The sequence below is a fragment of the Bradyrhizobium septentrionale genome, assembly GCF_011516645.4.
Classification (GTDB): domain Bacteria; phylum Pseudomonadota; class Alphaproteobacteria; order Rhizobiales; family Xanthobacteraceae; genus Bradyrhizobium; species Bradyrhizobium septentrionale.
Map to the genome: position 1 here is coordinate 4,983,789 of NZ_CP088285.1, position 18,331 is coordinate 5,002,119.

Annotated in this window: 19 protein-coding genes; 8 read left to right on the plus strand and 11 right to left on the minus strand. The window is 64.9% G+C overall.

Translation table 11 applies throughout. The annotated features are described in order from the left end of the window. Window positions 1-3: 3 nt before the first annotated feature. Window positions 4-501, plus strand: coding sequence for a TPM domain-containing protein (locus HAP48_RS25440; protein ID WP_166209146.1), 498 nt, complete (start codon window positions 4-6; stop codon window positions 499-501). A gap of 132 nt (window positions 502-633) precedes the next feature. On the opposite strand, the gene HAP48_RS25445 is transcribed toward HAP48_RS25440, so the two are convergent. The 4 genes from HAP48_RS25445 to HAP48_RS25460 all read right to left on the minus strand — a co-directional run bounded on the left by HAP48_RS25445 (window position 634) and on the right by HAP48_RS25460 (window position 2,583). Continuing rightward, the gene (locus HAP48_RS25445; protein WP_224496579.1) at window positions 634-873 is read right to left on the minus strand and encodes a glutathione binding-like protein; all 240 of its coding nucleotides are present in this window, start codon (window positions 871-873) and stop codon (window positions 634-636) included. A gap of 23 nt (window positions 874-896) precedes the next feature. Further along, complete coding sequence (locus HAP48_RS25450) at window positions 897-1,250, minus strand: glutathione S-transferase (RefSeq protein WP_224496580.1); 354 nt, start codon at window positions 1,248-1,250, stop codon at window positions 897-899. A gap of 152 nt (window positions 1,251-1,402) precedes the next feature. Then, on the minus strand, window positions 1,403-2,212 hold the full coding sequence (locus HAP48_RS25455; RefSeq protein WP_166209142.1) for an MBL fold metallo-hydrolase: 810 nt from the start codon (window positions 2,210-2,212) through the stop codon (window positions 1,403-1,405). Further along, the gene (locus HAP48_RS25460) at window positions 2,209-2,583 is read right to left on the minus strand and encodes a Crp/Fnr family transcriptional regulator (protein ID WP_029080332.1); all 375 of its coding nucleotides are present in this window, start codon (window positions 2,581-2,583) and stop codon (window positions 2,209-2,211) included. Before HAP48_RS25460 ends, HAP48_RS25455 begins: the two co-directional genes overlap by 4 nt. 188 nt (window positions 2,584-2,771) lie before the next feature. Here HAP48_RS25460 and HAP48_RS25465 point away from each other — a divergent pair, with 188 nt between their 5' ends. From HAP48_RS25465 to HAP48_RS25475, 3 genes are all read left to right on the plus strand, one after another. Then, window positions 2,772-3,836, plus strand: coding sequence for a hypothetical protein (locus HAP48_RS25465; RefSeq protein WP_166209139.1), 1,065 nt, complete (start codon window positions 2,772-2,774; stop codon window positions 3,834-3,836). Between the two features lie 191 nt (window positions 3,837-4,027). Next, entirely contained in the window at window positions 4,028-5,575 is a 1,548-nt protein-coding gene (locus HAP48_RS25470; protein WP_166209136.1) for a hypothetical protein, read from the plus strand. 98 nt (window positions 5,576-5,673) lie between these two features. Beyond that, window positions 5,674-5,838 carry a hypothetical protein gene (locus HAP48_RS25475; RefSeq protein WP_166209133.1) on the plus strand — a complete coding sequence of 55 codons (165 nt, stop codon included), beginning with the start codon at window positions 5,674-5,676 and terminating at the stop codon, window positions 5,836-5,838. 81 nt (window positions 5,839-5,919) lie between these two features. Here the strand turns inward: HAP48_RS25475 and HAP48_RS25480 are convergent, their stop codons facing one another. Next, window positions 5,920-6,564, minus strand: coding sequence for a glutathione S-transferase family protein (locus tag HAP48_RS25480; RefSeq protein ID WP_166209130.1), 645 nt, complete (start codon window positions 6,562-6,564; stop codon window positions 5,920-5,922). 105 nt (window positions 6,565-6,669) lie between these two features. Between HAP48_RS25480 and HAP48_RS25485 the strand changes: the two genes are divergently transcribed. Next, entirely contained in the window at window positions 6,670-7,263 is a 594-nt protein-coding gene (locus HAP48_RS25485; protein ID WP_224496581.1) for a TetR/AcrR family transcriptional regulator, read from the plus strand. A gap of 239 nt (window positions 7,264-7,502) precedes the next feature. Here the strand turns inward: HAP48_RS25485 and HAP48_RS25490 are convergent, their stop codons facing one another. Then, a complete protein-coding gene (locus HAP48_RS25490; RefSeq protein WP_166209127.1) occupies window positions 7,503-8,708 on the minus strand; it encodes a CaiB/BaiF CoA transferase family protein in 1,206 nt (401 codons plus the stop codon). A gap of 245 nt (window positions 8,709-8,953) precedes the next feature. Beyond that, window positions 8,954-11,959 carry a bifunctional proline dehydrogenase/L-glutamate gamma-semialdehyde dehydrogenase PutA gene (putA, locus tag HAP48_RS25495; RefSeq protein WP_166209124.1) on the minus strand — a complete coding sequence of 1,002 codons (3,006 nt, stop codon included), beginning with the start codon at window positions 11,957-11,959 and terminating at the stop codon, window positions 8,954-8,956. Between the two features lie 114 nt (window positions 11,960-12,073). On the opposite strand from putA, the gene HAP48_RS25500 reads away from it, so the two are divergent. The 3 genes from HAP48_RS25500 (at window position 12,074) to HAP48_RS25510 (ending at window position 15,600) form a co-directional block, all read left to right on the plus strand. Continuing rightward, a complete protein-coding gene (locus tag HAP48_RS25500; protein ID WP_050423774.1) occupies window positions 12,074-12,538 on the plus strand; it encodes an Lrp/AsnC ligand binding domain-containing protein in 465 nt (154 codons plus the stop codon). A gap of 182 nt (window positions 12,539-12,720) precedes the next feature. Further along, window positions 12,721-13,341: a hypothetical protein gene (locus tag HAP48_RS25505; protein ID WP_166209121.1), complete on the plus strand. Its 621-nt coding sequence runs from the start codon at window positions 12,721-12,723 to the stop codon at window positions 13,339-13,341. Window positions 13,342-13,536: 195 nt separating this feature from the next. Continuing rightward, the gene (locus tag HAP48_RS25510; protein ID WP_166209117.1) at window positions 13,537-15,600 is read left to right on the plus strand and encodes a tetratricopeptide repeat protein; all 2,064 of its coding nucleotides are present in this window, start codon (window positions 13,537-13,539) and stop codon (window positions 15,598-15,600) included. 202 nt (window positions 15,601-15,802) lie between these two features. On the opposite strand, the gene HAP48_RS25515 is transcribed toward HAP48_RS25510, so the two are convergent. The 4 genes from HAP48_RS25515 to HAP48_RS25530 form a co-directional block, all read right to left on the minus strand. Beyond that, complete coding sequence (locus HAP48_RS25515) at window positions 15,803-16,003, minus strand: cold-shock protein (RefSeq protein ID WP_029080322.1); 201 nt, start codon at window positions 16,001-16,003, stop codon at window positions 15,803-15,805. A gap of 274 nt (window positions 16,004-16,277) precedes the next feature. Continuing rightward, window positions 16,278-16,589, minus strand: a complete 312-nt coding sequence (gene sorB, locus HAP48_RS25520) for a SorB family sulfite dehydrogenase c-type cytochrome subunit (protein ID WP_175612297.1) — start codon at window positions 16,587-16,589, stop codon at window positions 16,278-16,280. Window positions 16,590-16,600: 11 nt separating this feature from the next. After that, complete coding sequence (gene sorA / locus HAP48_RS25525) at window positions 16,601-17,800, minus strand: SorA family sulfite dehydrogenase catalytic subunit (protein ID WP_166209113.1); 1,200 nt, start codon at window positions 17,798-17,800, stop codon at window positions 16,601-16,603. A gap of 220 nt (window positions 17,801-18,020) precedes the next feature. Next, window positions 18,021-18,248, minus strand: coding sequence for a hypothetical protein (locus tag HAP48_RS25530; protein WP_029080319.1), 228 nt, complete (start codon window positions 18,246-18,248; stop codon window positions 18,021-18,023). Between the last annotated feature and the right edge of the window lie 83 nt (window positions 18,249-18,331).

Sequence of the window (18,331 nt, forward strand, 5' to 3'; positions counted from 1 at the left end):
CACATGAGCATCAAGCGCATCGGCAGGCATCTGCTCGAACATCGCTGGCGGGTGCGGCGTGACTTTCCGCCGCGCGTGCTCGACGCCATCGAGCGCGCGATCAAGGAAGGTGAGGCGACCCATTCGGGCCAGATCCGTTTCGTCGTCGAAGGCGCGCTCGACGGTGTGCCGCTGTTCCGCAACCAGCCGGCGCGGGAGCGGGCGCTCGACGTATTCTCGCACTTACGGATCTGGGACACCGATCACAACAACGGCGTCCTGATCTATCTCCTCCTCGCCGACCGCGATGTCGAGATCGTCGCCGACCGCGGCATCGACGCCAAGGTCGGTCACGCCGGCTGGGAAGCGATCTGCCGCGCCATGGAAGCGGATTTTCGATCAGGCCGGTTCGAGCAAGGCGTGATCAACGGCATCGCGGCGGTGTCGCGGGAGCTGGCGAAATATTTTCCGCATGCCGAGGGTGACCCGAACGAGCTGCCGGACAAGCCGGTGGTGATTTGAGCCCGTCATTCCGGGGCGATGCGTCAGCATCGAACCCGGAATCTCGCGCCATTACTTCTAGATTCCCCGGTGCGCAATTGCGCACCTGAGGTTCGCGCTTCGCGCGCCCCGGAATGACGGTCGGGCGAGAACCTACGCCTTCACCGAAGGCCGCTCACCCACGCGATTGAACCAGGCGACGATGTTGCCGTTCGACTGGTCCAGCGGCTGGCCGACCTGGTTGCCGAAATCGAGCCAGCAATAGAGCAGCATGTCGGCGAGTGTGAAGCGCTTGCCGCAGATGTAGTCGCGGCCATCCGACATCTGGTCGTTTAGCCATTTGATGCGGTTGGCCGCAATCATCTTCAGCCCGGGCGAGGCGTCGGGCGCCACCGGAATGCGCTTCTCGAAGAATTTCAGCGCCTCCCGCCGAAGCGGTAGCCGTTGGCGAGCGGCTCGGCGATGTTGAGATCGACGCGGCGGGTCCACATCCGGCATTCGGCGCGCTCTTCCGGCGTGCCGCCGATCATCGCGGGCGAGGGGTGCTTCTCCTCGAGATATTCGCAGATCGCGGTGATCTCCGAGAGGTAGTTGCCGCAGTCCAGTTCGAGCGCCGGCATCTGGCCGTGCGGATTGCGCTTCAGATGCGCTTCCTCGCGGTTCTCGCCCTTGCGCAGGTCGACGGCCTGCTTGGGGATCTCGATGCCCTTCTCCGCCATGAACATGCGCACGATGCGCGGGTTGGGTCCGATCGAGTCGTAAAGCTTCATGTCCTCGCTCCCTGTTTTTCAGCGTTGTTATTGCTGCTGTTGAACAGGCCGCGCGCGGATTTGTCAAATGACTTGCTGCTGCGCAGGGCTCACGCGGATGTCAGGCGAGGCGTGGAGTTAAGCCGATGTCGCACGCCCTGTCACAAACGGGGTCAATCGTCGAGCTTGTTGAGGTCGCGCACCGATTGCATGATCGGTTCGAAATTCGCGCGCGCATCCAGCGCATCGAACAATTGCGCGGTGTCCTCGAGCAGGGCATGCGAGCGCTGCAGCGCGATCCGCACGTCGTCCTGTGGCGTGTCGGACAGCCGGCCGTGACCCGACAGCAGGATCTTGGAGTTGAGGCCCTTCAGCCGTTCCAGCGACTGGATGTAATCGGCAATCGAGCCGGAGCCGAACACGCCGCCCATCACGCCGCCGGGCATCAGCGTGTCGGAGGCAAACAGCAAGCCCTTGTCCGGATCGAACAGCGTGATGCAGGCCGAGGTATGGCCCGGCGTGTACATCACGTTGAGGCGGAAATTGCCGAGGTCGATCAGATTGCCTTCCTCGAGCCAGATGTCGATATCGATCGGCACGTTCGGCTCGTTGAACATCTTGCGCAGCATCGAGAAGTCGTCGCGCAGCATGATCTTGTTGGCGGCGAGCCGGTGCGCGGCGATATAGGCGCTGCCGTGGAAATGATAGGCCGCGCCGATGTGGTCGAGATGCTCGTGGCTCAGCACCACCATGTCGATCATCTCGGGCGTGATCCCGAGATGATCGAGGCAGGCGACAAGCGCGGGATAGTTGGTCGACAGCCCGACGTCGATCATGATGGTCCGCTTGCTGCCGCGCACCAGATAGGCATTTGCCGCACGGTTCTTGAAGCGGATCTGGTAGACGTCGTCGGCGGCCTGGATCAGCGACGCGACGTCGGTCTCGAACAGCGTCTTGAAGGGGCTTGGCTTGCGCTCGCTCATGGGGTGGCTGCCGACCGGTAAGTGACGGCGTTGGAGGCGCGCAGCCGTTTCGAGAGCGCGTCCATCACCATCAACGCAAACGCCGGCTGCTGGCTGACCAGATAGACGAAGCGGGCGTGGTTGATCCGCATCACCCGCGTCGCAGGCGCGGAGGCGATCGCGGTCGCCGAGCGCGCCGAGCCGTCGATCACGGCCATCTCGCCGAAGAACTCGCCCTTGCCGAGGCTGACGATAACAGTCTTGTTTCCGCCATCGATCTTGGCGATGTCGACCTTGCCGTCGAGCACGACAAACAGCTCGCGGCCGGTCGAGCCTTCCTCGAAAATGACGTCATCGACACCAAATTCCTTGATGCATTTTTCGATCGTCATGGCGCTCTCCTGCCTTCTGGCTGGAAGATGGCGGTATGTTAATCGGGAAAGCGCCGCGCGCAAACGCCGCAGGGCAACACCGCCCCAATCCGGCCCGGAAAACTCCCTAAAATTTAGGTAATGGCGGGGCCGGGTAACCATTTCGCAAGCAATAAAAGTTACCGAATTGTCAACCTAGTCTGGAGACTTTGAACGTGAGTGAGCAGCAGAGCGAGCCGGTCAGCGGTCAAACCGGCGCCGAAACGGCGGCGAAGAGCGAGCCCGTGATGGCCGCGGCCGAGGCTACCCGGCTGGCGCCCGACCAGGAAGAGACGTCGCCGAAGGCGGACGCGCCCAGGATGGACGCGCCCAAGGTTGAATTCCCGAAGGTTGAGCCGCCCAAGGTCGAGCCGAGGGTTGATGCCATGGTTGAGCCCAAGATCGACCCCAAGGTCGAGCCAAAGATCGAGCCGACCAACATGGACGAGCCCAAGGTCGAGGCCGGCAAGCGTGAGGAGCCGCGTTTTCCGGGCAAGCTGATGATCATGGCGCCCGGTGACCGCACCTGGGACCATGAGGCGACCGCCTCCAAGCCGGGCGCCGAGCAGGCAGCCAAACCGGCCGGCACGCGCCGGATCGGGGCGATGGCCGCGGTGATTGCGCTGGCGATCGTGGCAGGTGCCATCGGCGGCGCGCTCGCGACCGCAGGCCTCGGCCATCTGGCCAGTCCCGCCATTGCCTCCGCCCAGGACACGGCTGCCAAGGACGCCGCCGCGAAGGAAACGGCTGACGCCTCGCTCGCCCGGCTCGAATCCGAAATCGCCGCGCTGAAGGCCAGCGTCGAGCAGACCGCCAAGGCCGGCCAGGCCCAGTTCAGCAAGGCCAGCGACCGGATCGAGAAGGTCGAGAAAGCCCTGGCCGAGCCGAACGCCAGGCTCGCCAAGCTCAGCGAGACCGTCGACAAGCTGCGCGCCACGCCGCAGACGACCGTCGCCGCTGCGACGCCCGTCCGCGAGGTCACCGGCTCGGTCCCGCCGGCGACTGCCGCGGCTGCGCCGGCTGCCCCCAAGCCCGAGGTCGGCCGCATGCCGGTGGTCGACGGCTGGTCACTGCGCGACGTAGGCAATGGCGGCGCGCTGATCGAGGGCCGCGGCGGCATCTACGAGGTGTATGCCGGCGATCCCGTCCCCGGCCTCGGCCGCGTCGACGCCATCCGCAAGCAGGACGGCCGTTGGGTGGTCGTCACCAGCAAGGGCCTGATCGTTTCGCGCTAGAGCTTCGGTTCTGATTGAAGCAGAACCGAAGCTCTAGTTTGTTGTTCGGACGCGTTTTCTTCACGCGAACCGGCGTCCACTTCGCTCGAAAACGCTATCTTCGCCGAAACACGACAACACCAAGGCGCTTCACCGCGATGTGAAGCGCCTTTTTTCTTGAATAGGGTTTGCCGCGCGGTGTTAGTGGGGGCATGAGCCGCGCGCTGAAATGCTTTCTGCTGATGTCCGTTCTGCTCTGCGGAGCCGTGCCTGCACGCGCCGCCGAGGATCGCGCGCTCGAGCGCGGTGCGGCGATCATTGATCCCGCCATCCTGCGCGAGCTCGATCACGGCCGTTTCAGTCTCGGCCGGATGCTTGCGCCGGAGCGTTCCGCCGACACGCTGCTGTCCAACCGCGATCTGTTTGCGCTGCCCTCGATGGTGCCGGTGCGCGAGGCGCTCGATCGTGAGTTCGATCGCTATGTCGCAAAGCATCAAGCCAGCCTGCCGAACGAGAGCATCGGTGTCGGCGACGGCTTTGCCTTTCAGCTGTTCGACCGCGCGCTGTTTCAATCCCCCGACGTTCGCTTCGTGCTGGCCGGCATCGTCAACCGCATGGACCGCGCCTATGTGGCGCCGAAAAGCTGCGGCGAGATCCGGCTGATCTATCGGCTGACGCGGACCGATGTGCCGCTGATCGGCGAGATCGCGGTCTCGCAGCGGCTGCCGATGACGCTGAACCTGGTGCTGAAGGCGAAGGGCGACGGCAACGATGCCTCGCTCACCTGCCGCGAGATCGCGCGGCGCTGGCTCGCGACCGGCGGTGCGCCGCCGACGTTGGAGAAACTGTTCGGCAAGGACGGCCCGCTCGACCTGATCGGCGCCGGGAATATCGATCGCATCGAAACCAATCTGCAGATCGCACACGCGCCGAAATCCGCCGTGCGCGACTTCCGCACCGACTATCTCCTGAAAGTGTTCGACTATGACGGCGCGGCGAAGCGCTTCACCGAAGCGCCGCTGGAGAACCAGATCGATCGCGATCGCATTCTGGCCGACGAGGCGCTGCGGCGCGACTTCAAGGCGTGGCTGCTCGATCCCGGGCATTTTGCCGAGCTCGACCGCGGCACCCTGCTGATCCCCGATCGCTTCCTCGCAAGCTCGGCGGTGGCGCCGACCCCGATCGGTTTCGATGTCAGCGATCTGCAGCCCGAATTCGGCATGGTGCAGGGCGAGGGGACCGCCGGCCATGCGCTGTTCTCGGACGGCGATGTCGTCGGCGCCTTGCAGAAGGCCGCGGCTGACGGAACGAAGCTGCAGAACATTCAGTCGCTGGCCGGCTTCGAGCGCCGCCTCAACGACGTCACCTGCGCCGGCTGCCACCAGACCCGCGGCATTGGCGGCTTCCATGTCCCCGGCGTCGACTGGATGGCGGCGAAGCCGTCGAACTCCACCGTGGTGCCGGCCTCGCCGCATTTCTTCGGCGACCAGGTCCGTCGCCGCGATATCCTCACGAGCTTCCGCGATGGCAAGGCGCCGGACTTTTCGCGCGGCTTCTCCAACCGGCCGCAACTGCGCGGCGGCACTGAGTTGGCCGGCACCGAGTACAGCGACGGCTGGGGCGCGCATTGCTATCTGCCGGGCACGAGGCCGGCCGAGACCGACCGCAGCTTCCGTGGTTGGACCTGTGCCGAGGGCCTCGCCTGCCAGATTGCCGGCAAGACCTCGCGCATGGGGATGTGCTTCGTGAAGGGGCGGTAGCGATCTCGGGAACCGATGCGCCCAGGCGTCATTATTTGATGCTACATTGCGGTTCGCGACCACGACCCGAACAGCCCAGCCTTGACGGAGACCGGCCGATGAATGCTCCCGAGCAGGACAAGCAGCGCAACCGCGAGATCGCGGCCAACGAGGCCGAGCGTCAGGCGGTCAGCGCCGTCCGCGTCAGCAGCTGGGCGATCGGGCTCGCGGTCATCATCGGCATCATCGTCGTGGCCATCGTCTGGGCCTGGATGACGAGATAGCGTTTTCAAGCGAAGCCTGCCCCGCACGTGATGCGGGGTGGGCACCGGTTCGCGTGAAGAAAACGCGTCAAAAGAGAGTCTTTAGGCGTAGTGCTTGAGGCGCGGGCCGGGCAGCAAATCATAGGCCGATTTCCAGCCGGGCAGCGCAGCGATGCGGCCGAGCCACGCGCTGATATTGGGATGGCTGGCCGCAAAATCGTAGCCGGTCTCGTCAGCAGGATAGTGCAGATAGGCCATCATCGACATGTCAGACACCGTCGGCCGCGCTCCGATCATGAAGGCGTTGTTGCCGACATGCTGGTCGAGGATGCCGAGGAAGTCGTCGAGCCGCGTGCGAAAATGCTTCAGCACCTTCGGGTCGGTTGACGGCGTGAAGGTGCGCATGAAGCGATAGGTCGCCATGTAGCCGGAGAGTTTCTGGTTGTCCCAGAACAGCCAGCGCAGCAGCTCGAATTTCTCCGCTGGCGTTTCGCCGCCGAATTTTCCGTATTGCTCGGCAAGCTGCAGCAGGATTGGTGCGGTCTGGGTACGGCGTTCGCCGTCGACCTCGAGCACCGGGATCTCGCCCATCGCGTTGACATCAGCGCGCCATTCCGCGGTCCGCGTGACGCCGCCGCCGAAATCGGTCCACACCGGCTCGAACGTCGCGCCACACAGCGTCAGCATCAGCGCGAGCTTGTAGCTGTTGCCGGATTCCGGGAAGTAATGCAGGCGATAGCGGGGCATCGTCGGGTTCCTGAGATGCTTGTCGATTTACTCGACGATACGTATACTTCGCAAAACGGAACATTTGTTCTGTTCATTCTGCATGGCTGGCCTGAGCGGCAATCGATGAAGCGAACTGAACCTGAGAGCGGCAACCGCGAACGCCCCGTGATGGAGGCGACGCTTCGGATCATCGGGCGCAAGGGCCTCGACGGCGTGACCCATCGGGCGGTGGCGGCGGAGGCCGGCCTGTCGCTCGGCGCGATCACCCATCACTTCAAGACGCGAGACGCGCTGGTCGACGGCGCCCTTCGCCTCGCCCTGGCCCGCGAGACCGGCCGGCTGCAGGCGCTGGCGCTCAGCCTGCAAGGCAAGGCGTTCGATGTCGAGGCATGGCTCGAATCCCTGGTGGGCTGGTACGATCAGGAGCTGAAGACGCGGGGCGAAATCCACATCGCCTGCTACGAGGCGTTCCTCGCGGCTGCGCGCAGCGAGCGCTACCGGGCCGTGGTCGGAGAGTGGTTCGAGACCTGGCGGCAAAGCGCGGAGCTCGCCTTGCGCGCGGGGGGTTCCGCGGAGCCGCGCCGCCATGCGGAATTGTTCGTGTCCGCGTTGATCGGAATGCTGCTGCAGCAGCTCGCAACCCCCCGCCGCGGATTTCGGCGAGAGATGGCAGCGAGCCTGCTGACGCTGATCAAGAGCCTGATCGCGAAGAAGTAGCGGGGGACGTACGCGCCCGCAGCTCGCGCGAGTTTACCTCGCCCCGCTTGCGGGGAGAGGCACAGGCCGCCCCTGGCGGCCGTCAAAAAACGCCGAAGCGCTGCTTCGGCTATGTCGCGTCAGCGACCCGGGTGAGGGGGTACAGGTCTCACGAACGCCAACGCTCGTGGAGAAAGCCCCTCACCCCGACCCTCTCCCCGCAAGAGCGGGGCGAGGGAGGACGGGTCGTGTCAGCCGGCCTACGCCACCGCGCCGGAGGCGCGCAGCTTCTGGATCGTGGCCTCGTCGTAGCCGGCCTGGCGCAGGATCTCGTCGGAGTGCTCGCCGACCTCGGGCGGCTTGCGCGGTTGGACCTTCTTGGCACCGTCGATGAAGATCGGGGTGTTGACGGTCAGCATGGTGTCGTTCTCGAAGCGCACCAGCACCTCGTTCTCGATCATCTGCTTGTCGTTCGGAATGTCGTCGAGGATGCCGACGACGCCGAACACCAGACCATTGCCGTCGAGGATCTTGCGCCATTCGGCGAGATCCTTGCCGGCGAACACCTCGTCGAAAATCCTGATCAATTCGACCGAGCGCGCGTGGCGATCCGGCTTGGTGGCGAAGCGCGGATCGGAGACGAGGTCCTCGCGGTCCATGCAGCGCGCCAGCGTCGGCCATTGCCGGTCTTCGTTGAGCAGCGACAGGATCAGCCAGCGCCCGTCCTTGCATTTGTAGTGATTGGTGACGGCGTTCAGCGCCTCTTCGCGCGGCTTGCGCTTCTTGAACTTGGCGCCGGCGAGCTTGGCCTGCGCCAGCACGCCGTTGGCCCAGACGCCGTTGGCCATCAGATTGGTCGCGACATGCGAGCCCTTGCCGGTCTTCTCGCGCTGGAACAGCGCGGTGACGATCGCGCCATAGAACGCCATCGCGCAGGGGTGGTCGCCCATGCCGGCGACCGAACGCGCCGGCGTGGTGTCCTCGTCGGCGCGCACCAGGTCCATCAGGCCGGAGCGGGCCCAATAGGCGTTCGAATCGAAGCCGGGCTTGTTGGCCTCATCGCCCTTTTCGCCATAGCCGGTGAACGAGGCGTAGATCAGCCGGTCGTTGAGATGGGCGAGATGATCGTGGGTGATGCCGAGCTTCTGGCGCACCTGCGGCGGCATGTTGGTGATGAACACGTCGGCCTCGGCGACGAGCTTGTAGAGCACCTCGCGCGCCTCGGGCTTCGTGAGGTCGAGCGCCAGGCTCTTCTTGTTGCGGGCCTCCAGCATCCAGGCGAAATTGTGCTCGCTTGAGGGATAGCCGGGCAGGTTGGGCAGATTGCGGTAGGGGTCGCCGGCACCCGGCGGCTCGATCTTGATGACGTCGGCGCCGAAGTCGGACAGCACGGTGGCGGCCGCGGGCGCCGCGATGAAGCTCGCGCAGTCCAGGACCTTGAGCCCGTCAAAAATGCCTTTTTCCATCGTGCCGTCGCTCCCGTGGCGCTTGTTGGTGTTTTTCCGGTAGCTGGAATTATCGCAGGCGATGATCCCGATCGGACCGCCATTTGACCCATCTCGGGGGCACGATGCAACGGCTTGTTGGGCCGTCATTGCGAGTGGAGCGAAGCAATCCATACCTCAGCTCGGGGACAGATGGATTGCTTCGTCGCTTCAGCGCAAAATTGCTTTGCAATTTTGTCGCGAGCTCCTCGCAATGACGGTGTCCGCTACTCCACCCCCGCCATCAGCGCCGCGTTACCGCCCGCGGCGGCGGTGTTGATCGTCACGGTCTGCTCGGTGGCGAAGCGCGTGAGGTAATGCGGGCCGCCGGCCTTGGGGCCGGTGCCGGAGAGGCCGCTGCCGCCGAACGGCTGCACGCCGACGACCGCGCCGATCATGTTGCGGTTGACATAGATGTTGCCGACCTGGAGACGGTCGATCACGTGCTCGATCGTGTCGTCGATGCGCGAATGGATGCCGAGCGTCAGCCCAAATCCAGTTGTCTCGATCGCGGCCAGCACGTCGCCGAGCCGCTCGGCGCGATAGCGCACGACGTGCAGGATGGGACCGAACACCTCCTCACGCAGCTGGCTTGCCGCCGACAGTTCGAAGATGTGCGGCGCGACGAAATTGCCGGCCGGCGCCTCGCCGACGAGATGCACTCGCGCTTCCTGCTTCATCCGTGCGATATGCGCATCGAGCCGCTGCTTGGCCTCGGCATCGATCACCGGTCCGATATGCGTCGACGGATCGGAGGGATCGCCGATCTTCAACTCGCGTGCGGCACCGGCGATCATCTCGATCATGCGGTCGGCGACGTCGTCCTGCACGAACAACAGCCGCAGCGCCGAGCAGCGCTGGCCGGCGGAACGGAACGCCGAGGTCACGATATCGTCGGCGACCTGTTCCGGCAGCGCGGTGGCGTCGACGATCATGGCATTGATGCCGCCGGTCTCCGCGATCAGTGGCACGATCGGGCCGTCCTTGGCGGCGAGTGTCCGGTTGATCGACCGCGCCACCTCCGTCGAGCCGGTGAAAACGACGCCGGCGATCGCGGGATGCGCGACCAGCGCGGCGCCGACCGCGCCGTCGCCCTGGACGATATGCAACGCCGATCTGGGTACGCCCGATTGATGCAGCAGCGCGACCGCTTCGGTCGCGATGCGCGGCGTCTGCTCGGCCGGTTTTGCGATCACCGCATTGCCCGCCATCAGCGCTGCCGTCACCTGGCCGAGGAAGATCGCGAGCGGGAAATTCCAGGGCGAGATCGCGACGAACGCGCCGCGGCCGCGCAATGCGAGTGCGTTGCTCTCGCCGGTCGGTCCCGGCATCGCCTCCGGCTCGCCGAACAGCTTTTGCCCCTGCGCCGCATAATAGCGGCAGAAGTCGATCGCCTCGCGCACCTCGGAGAGCGCGTCGTCGAGCGTCTTGCCGCCCTCGCTCTGCAGCAGGGCAAGGAAGTGGGCGCGGCGCTGCTCGAGCAGATCTGCGGCCTTGTTGAGGATCGCCGCACGTCTTGTAGCCGGCGTGCCGTTCCAGGGCTTGAAGCCGTGCCGCGCAGCGGCGACGGCGGCATTTGCCTGCTCGGTCGTCGACGTCGCGACGACGTTGGGCGCAGCCTTGCGCTCGGCCGCAATCGCCGAGGTCAGCGCGTGGAGTGCCGTGCGTTCGCCGAATTCGATGCCGTGCGAATTCTCGCGCTGCGGCCGATAGAGATCGGCCGGCAGCGGAATCCCGGAATGGGCGGCATTGTTGTCGCTACCTACGATCTCCGCCGGGCGGCGCAACAGGTCGACGATGGAGACGCGATTGTCCGCCGCCAGTGCCACGAACGACGAGTTGGCGCCGTTCTCGAGCAGCCGTCGCACCAGATAGGCGAGCAGGTCGCGGTGGCTGCCGACCGGCGCATAGGTGCGGTGGGCGATCTCCGGCCTGTCCTCGCCGAGCTGGGCGTAGAGCGCTTCGCCCATGCCGTGCAGCCGCTGGAATTCGAAGCTCGTGGGATCGTCGGCGAGTTCGAGGATGGTCGCGACCGTCAAAGCGTTGTGGGTGGCGAATTGTGGAAACAGCCGCGGCCGCAATGCCAATAGCTTGCGCGCGCAGGCGACGTAGTTGAGGTCGGTCATCGCCTTGCGGGTGAACACCGGATAGCCGTCGAGCCCGCGCTCCTGCGCGCGCTTGATCTCGGTGTCCCAATAGGCGCCCTTGACCAGCCGCACCATCATCCTGCGGTCGAGGCCGCGCGCGAGCGCATCGATATAGTCGATCACCTCGGCGGCGCGCTTCTGATAGGCCTGGATCGCGAGCCCAAAGCCGCTCCAGCCGGCGAGCGACGGGTCGGCGAGCGCAGCTGACATCACATCGAGCGACAGCTCCAGCCGGTCGGCTTCCTCGGCATCGACGGTGAAGTTGAGATCGAATGCCTTGGCGCGCCGCGCCAGATCGATCAGCAGCGGCACCAGCTCGGTCATGACCCGCGCCCGGCTGACCGCCTCGAAGCGCGGATGCAGCGCGGACAGTTTTACGGAGATGCCGGGCCGGTCGGGCAAAGCCTGATCGCCGGCGGCCTTGCCAATCGCCTCGATGGCGCGGGCGTAGGATTCGAAATAGCGCTGGGCGTCGTCGGCGGTGCGCGCGCCTTCGCCCAGCATGTCGAAGGAATAGCGCGAGCCGCGCGCGGTGTGCGATTGCGCGCGCGCCAGCGCCGCCTCGATGGTCTCGCCGAGCACGAAATGGCTGCCCATCAGCCGCATCGCCTGCCGCGTCGCGGCGCGCACCGCCGGCGCGCCGAGCCGTTTCGTCAGCCGCCCGATCGTGCCCTGCGGCGTCTCGCCGGGCTGGATCACGCGCGCCGACATGCCGAGCGCCCAGGCCGAGGCGTTGACCAGGAACGCGCTCGATCTGGTTTCGTGATTGACGAAGTCGCCCTGGCCGAGCCTGTCCTCGATGAACTGGTCGGCGGTGCGCGCGTCCGGCACCCGCAGCAGCGCCTCCGCCAGCACCATCAGCGCCAGCCCCTCCTTGGTCGACAGCGCGAACTCCCGCAGCATGTCCTCGACCCCGCCAAGCGGATCGTCGTTCGCCCTGATCGCCTCGATCAGCCGCGTCGCGGTGCGGTCGATCCGTACCTCCGCCTCCGCGCCTGACGTCGCGTCCTGACGCAGGCGGCCGGCGATGGCGGCGTCGTCGGGTGCGTAGGGCGCGCTGAACGGGGGCGGGAGCGGGTCGGGCATGACGGTTCCTTCAGGGTTGCACGGAATACCTACGCGCACACGAACCGTAGTTCGATAGACAAATTAGCAGATTTGCCTTAGAAAATCAGGATCAATCGGAAAGTTGCCGTAGATATGACAGAGATCGACAAGACAGACCGCAAAATCCTCTCGATCCTGCAAGGGGATGGAAGGATTGCCAATGTGGAGCTCGCGGAAAGGATCGGGCTGTCGCCGACCTCGGTCGGCGAGCGGCTGAAGCGGCTGCAGCGCGACGGCTTCGTCGAGGGCTATGGCGCACGGCTCAATCCGCACCGGCTTGGGCTCGGCCTGCTGGTGTTCGTCGAGGTGCTGCTCGACAAGACCACGCCCGACGTGTTCGAGCGCTTCGCCAAGGCGGTCCAGACCGCGCCGGAAGTGCTGGAGTGTCACATGGTGGCCGGCGGCTTCGACTATCTGGTCAAGGCGCGCGTCGCCAACATGACCGCCTATCGCAGGTTTCTCGGCGAGACCCTGCTGGCGCTGCCGGGCGTGCGCGAAACGCGAACCTACGCGGTGATGGAGGAAGTCAAGCGCGACGCGCCGTTGCCGGTCGGTTGATATGCGCCCGATGTGATCCACAGCCATGCGCGGGATGTCTTGGCATCGCGCCGCACCCGCGATAATCCTCTTGTTGTTTTGACGCGTTTTCTTCACGCGAACCGGTGTCCACTTCGCTTGAAAACGCTCTCCTTGAGTTGGGGCCAATGGTGATGAAAGACGCCGATCAGCCGATACGTTTGATGCGGACCGGATTTGCCGGTGCGCTGGCTGTGTTCATGCTGTCCTTGCCACCAGCGGCTCCGGCCCGCGCGGCTGAGCTCAGCTCGGGAATCATGCAACTCTATACGTCGGTCTCGATCTATCCGCCGTCGGCCTCGACGATGACGGTCTGCTACGGCTTCGTGTGCCGGCGCCGCGAGATGCTCGATTTCAGCGCGGCCGACAGGGCGGCCCTGGGCAAGATCATGGCCGGTGGCCGCGCCAGTGCCGCCGCCGAACGCGCGGCCATGCAAAAGGCCGTGATCTGGCTCGATCGCCGGATGGGGCCGATCCTCGGTACCGACAAGCGCGTGGCCAAAGCGGACTTCCGCGCCAACGACGACAAGCACAATTACGATTGCTGGGACACCACCCGCAACACGACCAGCCTGATGCTGGTGATGCAGGCCTGGAACCTGTTCAAGTTCCATGACGTCGGCGATCCCCACTACCGCGGATTTTCGCTGGGGCAAACGCCGCACAACACCGCCGTCCTGGTCGAGCGCGCCACCAAGGTGGAATGGGTTGTCGATCTCTGGCCCCGCGGCTATCTGCAACCGCCTGACGTCATGACCGTCGCCCAATGGGTGACGGAAGATTGAACGGCTTGGTGTTGCCGCGCGCGCGTTCCGTGGTGTTCCATTCCCATTGATTATAGGGATAGTTAGCTGCGTCATTGGCGCTGGAACCGAGCTCCAAGGTTCGAAACAAGCTCGACAAATACCTTCCACGCCCACCACCATAAGAACCAAGTGACGCGATAAGACGAACGGCATTCGGTCAACCCGAGGCACGATATGCGCTTACGTCCGATCTGCACCGATGCCGCTGTCAGCGGTGTTCGTTTCCAACTGTTTCTGTTGCTGGCGCTTGCGCTCGCCGGCCCGGCGCGCGCCGGCGACGTCGAGGACTGCAACGGGCCGCCGACCGACAAGGCCGAGGCGGCGTGCTCGGCCATCATCAGCGATGCCGCACGGTCCACCGACGATCGGTCCAAGGCTTTTGCCGGCCGCTCGCGATTCTATATCGCCCGCGGCAAGATCGATCAGGCCTTGGGCGATGCCGATGCCGCGCTTCAGCTCAATCCGCAATTCGTGTCGGCGCTGATTGCGCGCGGCTATGTCCAGCAGCGCAAGGGCAGCCTGGATCAGGCCCGCGCCGATTTCGATCGCGCGATCGAGCTCGAGCCGAAGAGTCCGTTCGGCTACCTCGCGCGCGGCAATCTGCGCGCCGACCAGCGCGCCTGGACTGACGCGATCTCGGACTACGACCAGGCCATCACGCTGCGGCAGGATCTCCCCGCAGCCCATGTAGGGCGCGCGCGGGCCTATGTCGAATCCGGACAGCCCGACGCGGCGCTGGCCGACGCCAACACCGCGATTGCCGTCAACGCGAGCACGCCGAACGCGTTCTACTGGCGCGGCCAGGCCTATCGCCGCAAGGGCGACATCGATCGTGCGATCGAGGATTTTTCGCGTGCGATCGCGCAGGCGCCGCAGACCGAGCGCAACGCCTATTTCGCCCGCGCCCAGCTCTACAGCGCCAAGGGCGATTACGCGCGCGCGATTGCCGACTTCGACAGGCTGCTGACGGTCCTTCCCGGCAACAAGGAGATCCAGGAGCAGCGCCAGCAGGCGGTCGCGATGCAGGCCGAGCTCGCCAAATCGGGCGCAGCCGCGCCATCACCGACCACGCCGGCTCCCGCCGCACCGGCGGCGCAACCATCCGCCGCGGTGCCGGCTTCCAGCAACCAGCAGATCGAGCAGGCAAAGCAGTTTATCGCACAGGGCAATTTCGCCGGCGCGATCAACAATCTCAGCCAGGTGCTGAGCGGCGACCCGCGCAACGAGGCGGCGCTGCGGCTGCGCACGCAGGCCTATTCACGGCTCAACCGGCTGGCGGAAGCACGCAACGATCTCAACGACCTGCTCAAGCTCAAGCCGGATGATCCGCAGCTGCTCGCCTTCCGCGCGCTCAATGCCGCTGGCTTGCGGCAGTTCGACGATGCCACGGCCGACGCCACGCGCGCGATCACGCTCGATCAGAATAACTCGCTGGCCTATCTCGCCCGCGGCCTCGTCAAGGCCAGCACCGGCAAGGTGAAGGACGCGCTCGCCGACTACGATCATTCGATCTCGCTCAACGCCAAGGAGACGCTCGCCTTCACCGAACGCGGGCTCGCCTATTTCAACCTCAATCAGCTCGACAAGGCGCTATTGGATTTCGATCAGGCGCTGGCGCTGGTGCCGACCAATCTGATCGCCAAATCGTGGCGCGGCCTTGCGCTGATGCTCAAGGGCCGCACCGACGAGGGGCTGGTCGATATCAACGCCGTGCTGGAGCGAGTCCCCAACAATCCCACGGCGCAGCTCGGCCGCGGGCTCGCGATGCTGACCTCGGCCCAATACGACCGCGCCATCGCCGCGTTCGACCAGATCGTCGCACGGGCGCCCAACGATCCCTTCGCGCATGTGCTGCGCGCGCGGGCCTATCTCGGGCTGAAGAAGCCGGATGACGCGATGAAGGATCTCAATCTGGTCCTCAGCTCACGTCCCGATTATCAGGCCGCGCTGACGTTGCGCGGCATCACCTGGTCGACGCTGCGCAACTACGACAAGGCGGTCGAGGATCTCGATCGGGCGATTGCGCAGAAGGAGACCGTGGAGGGCGTGTTCGCGCGCGCGAAGGCGCATGAGGCGCTCAACCACACCGACAAGGCGACCGAGGATTTCCGCAAAGCCACCCAGCTCGCGCCGTCGAGCGTGTTCGACGTGCTCGCGCAGGCCGAGTCCAAACGCAAGATCCAGGAATTGTCGAAGAAGGTGCCATGCGGCACCGGTCAGGGCGGCACCTGTCTGTAACGCGGCAACCCCGCCGCGGCGGGCGCTTCCCGGAGTAAAAAATATGTGTCGGCGCGCGATCGATGGCGGCCGAAAAAAGGTCACCGCCGTGGCGCGCGGGCACCGTGCCCGCTCCGCCGAACGTCACGTGGTCTGGTGTGTGGATCGGCCCCCACTCCCGGATGGCGTCCGAGAGTGCGCCGCCGGATCTGGCGCTATTGCGCTAGACCTTCAAATTCTCGGCTGACGTCTTGCCGCGATTTGCAATCTCTTCGTATTCAACTGTCTGGCCTTCGTTGAGGCTCTGAAGACCAGCCTTCTGAACCGCTGAAATATGCACGAAAATATCTTTGCCGCCCGTTGCGGGCTGGATGAAACCGTAACCCTTGGTCGGGTTGAACCACTTCACTGTACCTTTGGGCATTCCAGTCGTCTCCGCGGAATCAATCGAAAACAGACCAGCCGGTCCCCGCACAAACCGGCTTGTCCGTAACTACAGGATAGCAGTTTGGAAAAAGCTGGGTAGATCAAACGACGGTGTGTTTTTGACCGGAAACAACCCGCTTTGCGGGGATTTGGTTGGTTTCATGGTCAATTTTTGCGCTGCAAAAAAGTGTCGGTTCCAGCGACCCATATTGGATCAATGGCCCCGCGCGTAGGTCTTCCGCCGGCGCGCGGGGGTTCAAATCGACCGCATCTCAATAGGTCGCGGTGAGGTATTCGACGATCTTGCCGACGTCGGCATCGTCGATCGGCGCGCCATAGACCTTGATCATCTTGGTCACCTCGGCCTGCCAGAAGTCCTTCTTGAACTTCTCGCCCTGCGGCTGGGTCTTGATGTAGTCGGCCGAGTGGCAGGCGGTGCAGTTGTTCTGCGCCACCTCGAGGTTGGGACCCGGCTTGAACGCCGCGGTCTCCTCGGGAACCTTGTAGTTCACGGGCGCGGCGATCGCGGCGCCGATCGAAAGCGCAGCGATCGCGGCGAGTGAGGCAAGCAGCTTGCTGGTCATGATGCTTCTCCTCACGCCGCGGTGACGCGCACGGTTTCGACGACGTTGCGCAGATAGCCGGCCGGATTCCACAACGGATCCATCGGCTGGGTGTCGCCGGCATTGTTGGTGGCACGCACCTTCAGGTCTGAGGGGCCGGCCGCGAGCTTGACCGGCAGCTTCCATTCGCGGAACGCGTATTTGCCGAGATCCTTGCCGAGCCTGGCCGGCATCCAGCTCTTGCCGCCATCGGTCGAGACCGCGACCTCCTTGATGCCCTTGCCGCCGTCGAAGGCGATACCGCGCAGCATGGTGCGGCCTGCCTTGAGCTTGGCGCCGTCGGCGACGCTTGTGATGAACGAGCGCACCGTGAAGCGGTTGATCGGGATCGTCGCCTTCGGTGCGGTGCCGGGCTCGACCGCGTTGTTCGGCGTATCCGGAATCCGGTAGGCCGACTTCATCCAGAAGCCCTCGAACACACTGTCGATGACGTTGATCTCGTTGAGGTGCTTGACCCAATAGGTGCCGTAATAGCCGGGCACCACGAGGCGGAGCGGGAAGCCGTTGAGGAACGGCAGGTCCTCGCCGTTCATGCCCCAGGCCAGCATCACCTCGCCGTCGCGCGCGTGGTCGATATCGAGCGCCTTGACGAAATCCGGGGTCTTGTCGCTGACCGGACCGTCCATGCCGTTGAAGGTGACCTGTTTGGCGCCGGCCTGCACGCCGGCCATGTCGAGCACGGTCTTCAGCGGCACGCCGTGCCAGCGCGCGCAGCCCATCGCGCCATTGCCGAGCTGGCCGCCGGCGACCCGCGGATTGAAGAAGCCGCGGCTGTTGCCGGAGCACTGGTTGACGGCGACGAGCTCGGTCGCCTTCAGCTTCCTGATATCGTTCAGCGACAGTTTGAGCGGCTTGTCGACCTTGCCCTTGATCTCCAGCGTGAACTTGTCCGGATCGAGATTGTAGGGGAGGTCGGCGAGGTGATAGCGGACGAAGAATGCGTTGTTCGGCGTCAGCGGGCCGTCATTGAAGATCGCAAACGGCGTTTCCAGCTGCGGTGGCCGGCTGGTCAGGCCTATCATCGGGCGCTTCTGCGGGTAGCGCACCAGCGGCCGTTCGCCATTGCCGAACGGCAGCGTCACCGTGTCGAGGGCAAAAGCGCCCCTTGCTCCCAGCCCCGTCACCAACGCGGCCAACCCGGCGCGCTTCATCAAGTCTCGTCGATCGAGCATTCCGCTTCCTCCGAAGCTGTTCTGTCGTGAGCCGGTCATCACCAGGCTCACCCTTGCCTTGCGCGCGTTCGCATCATGGAATGCGCACGTCCGCAAATGTCGCACCTGACAACCGCAAGTCAATTGAGCTTTCGCAGCGTCCAACGGCGTTGCGTCGCAACAACGAAAAGCCCCGGTCGCATTGGCGACCGGGGCATTTCGATCCAACCGGAGGGATCGATCAGTAGCAGACGTTCACGGTGCGATAGCGATAGCCGTAGGGCGTCAGTACCAGGCGGGTGGCGTAGCAGCCGGAGTCGACGAAGCCGACGGCGATGCCCGGGCCACCCCAGAAGTGATGGTGATGCGGATGCCAGAAGAACGGCTTGGCGGAGGCCGAGGTCGGCGCCAGCGCGGCGGCACCGAGGGTTGCGGCGGTAGCGAGAGCAAGCGTGACTTTGCGAAGCATGGTCGTCTCCTTCAGATGCGCGTTGAACTCTGTCGCGGCGCGGTTGCAGTGTTACCCATCGCCAGTCAGTCGCATCCGGCATC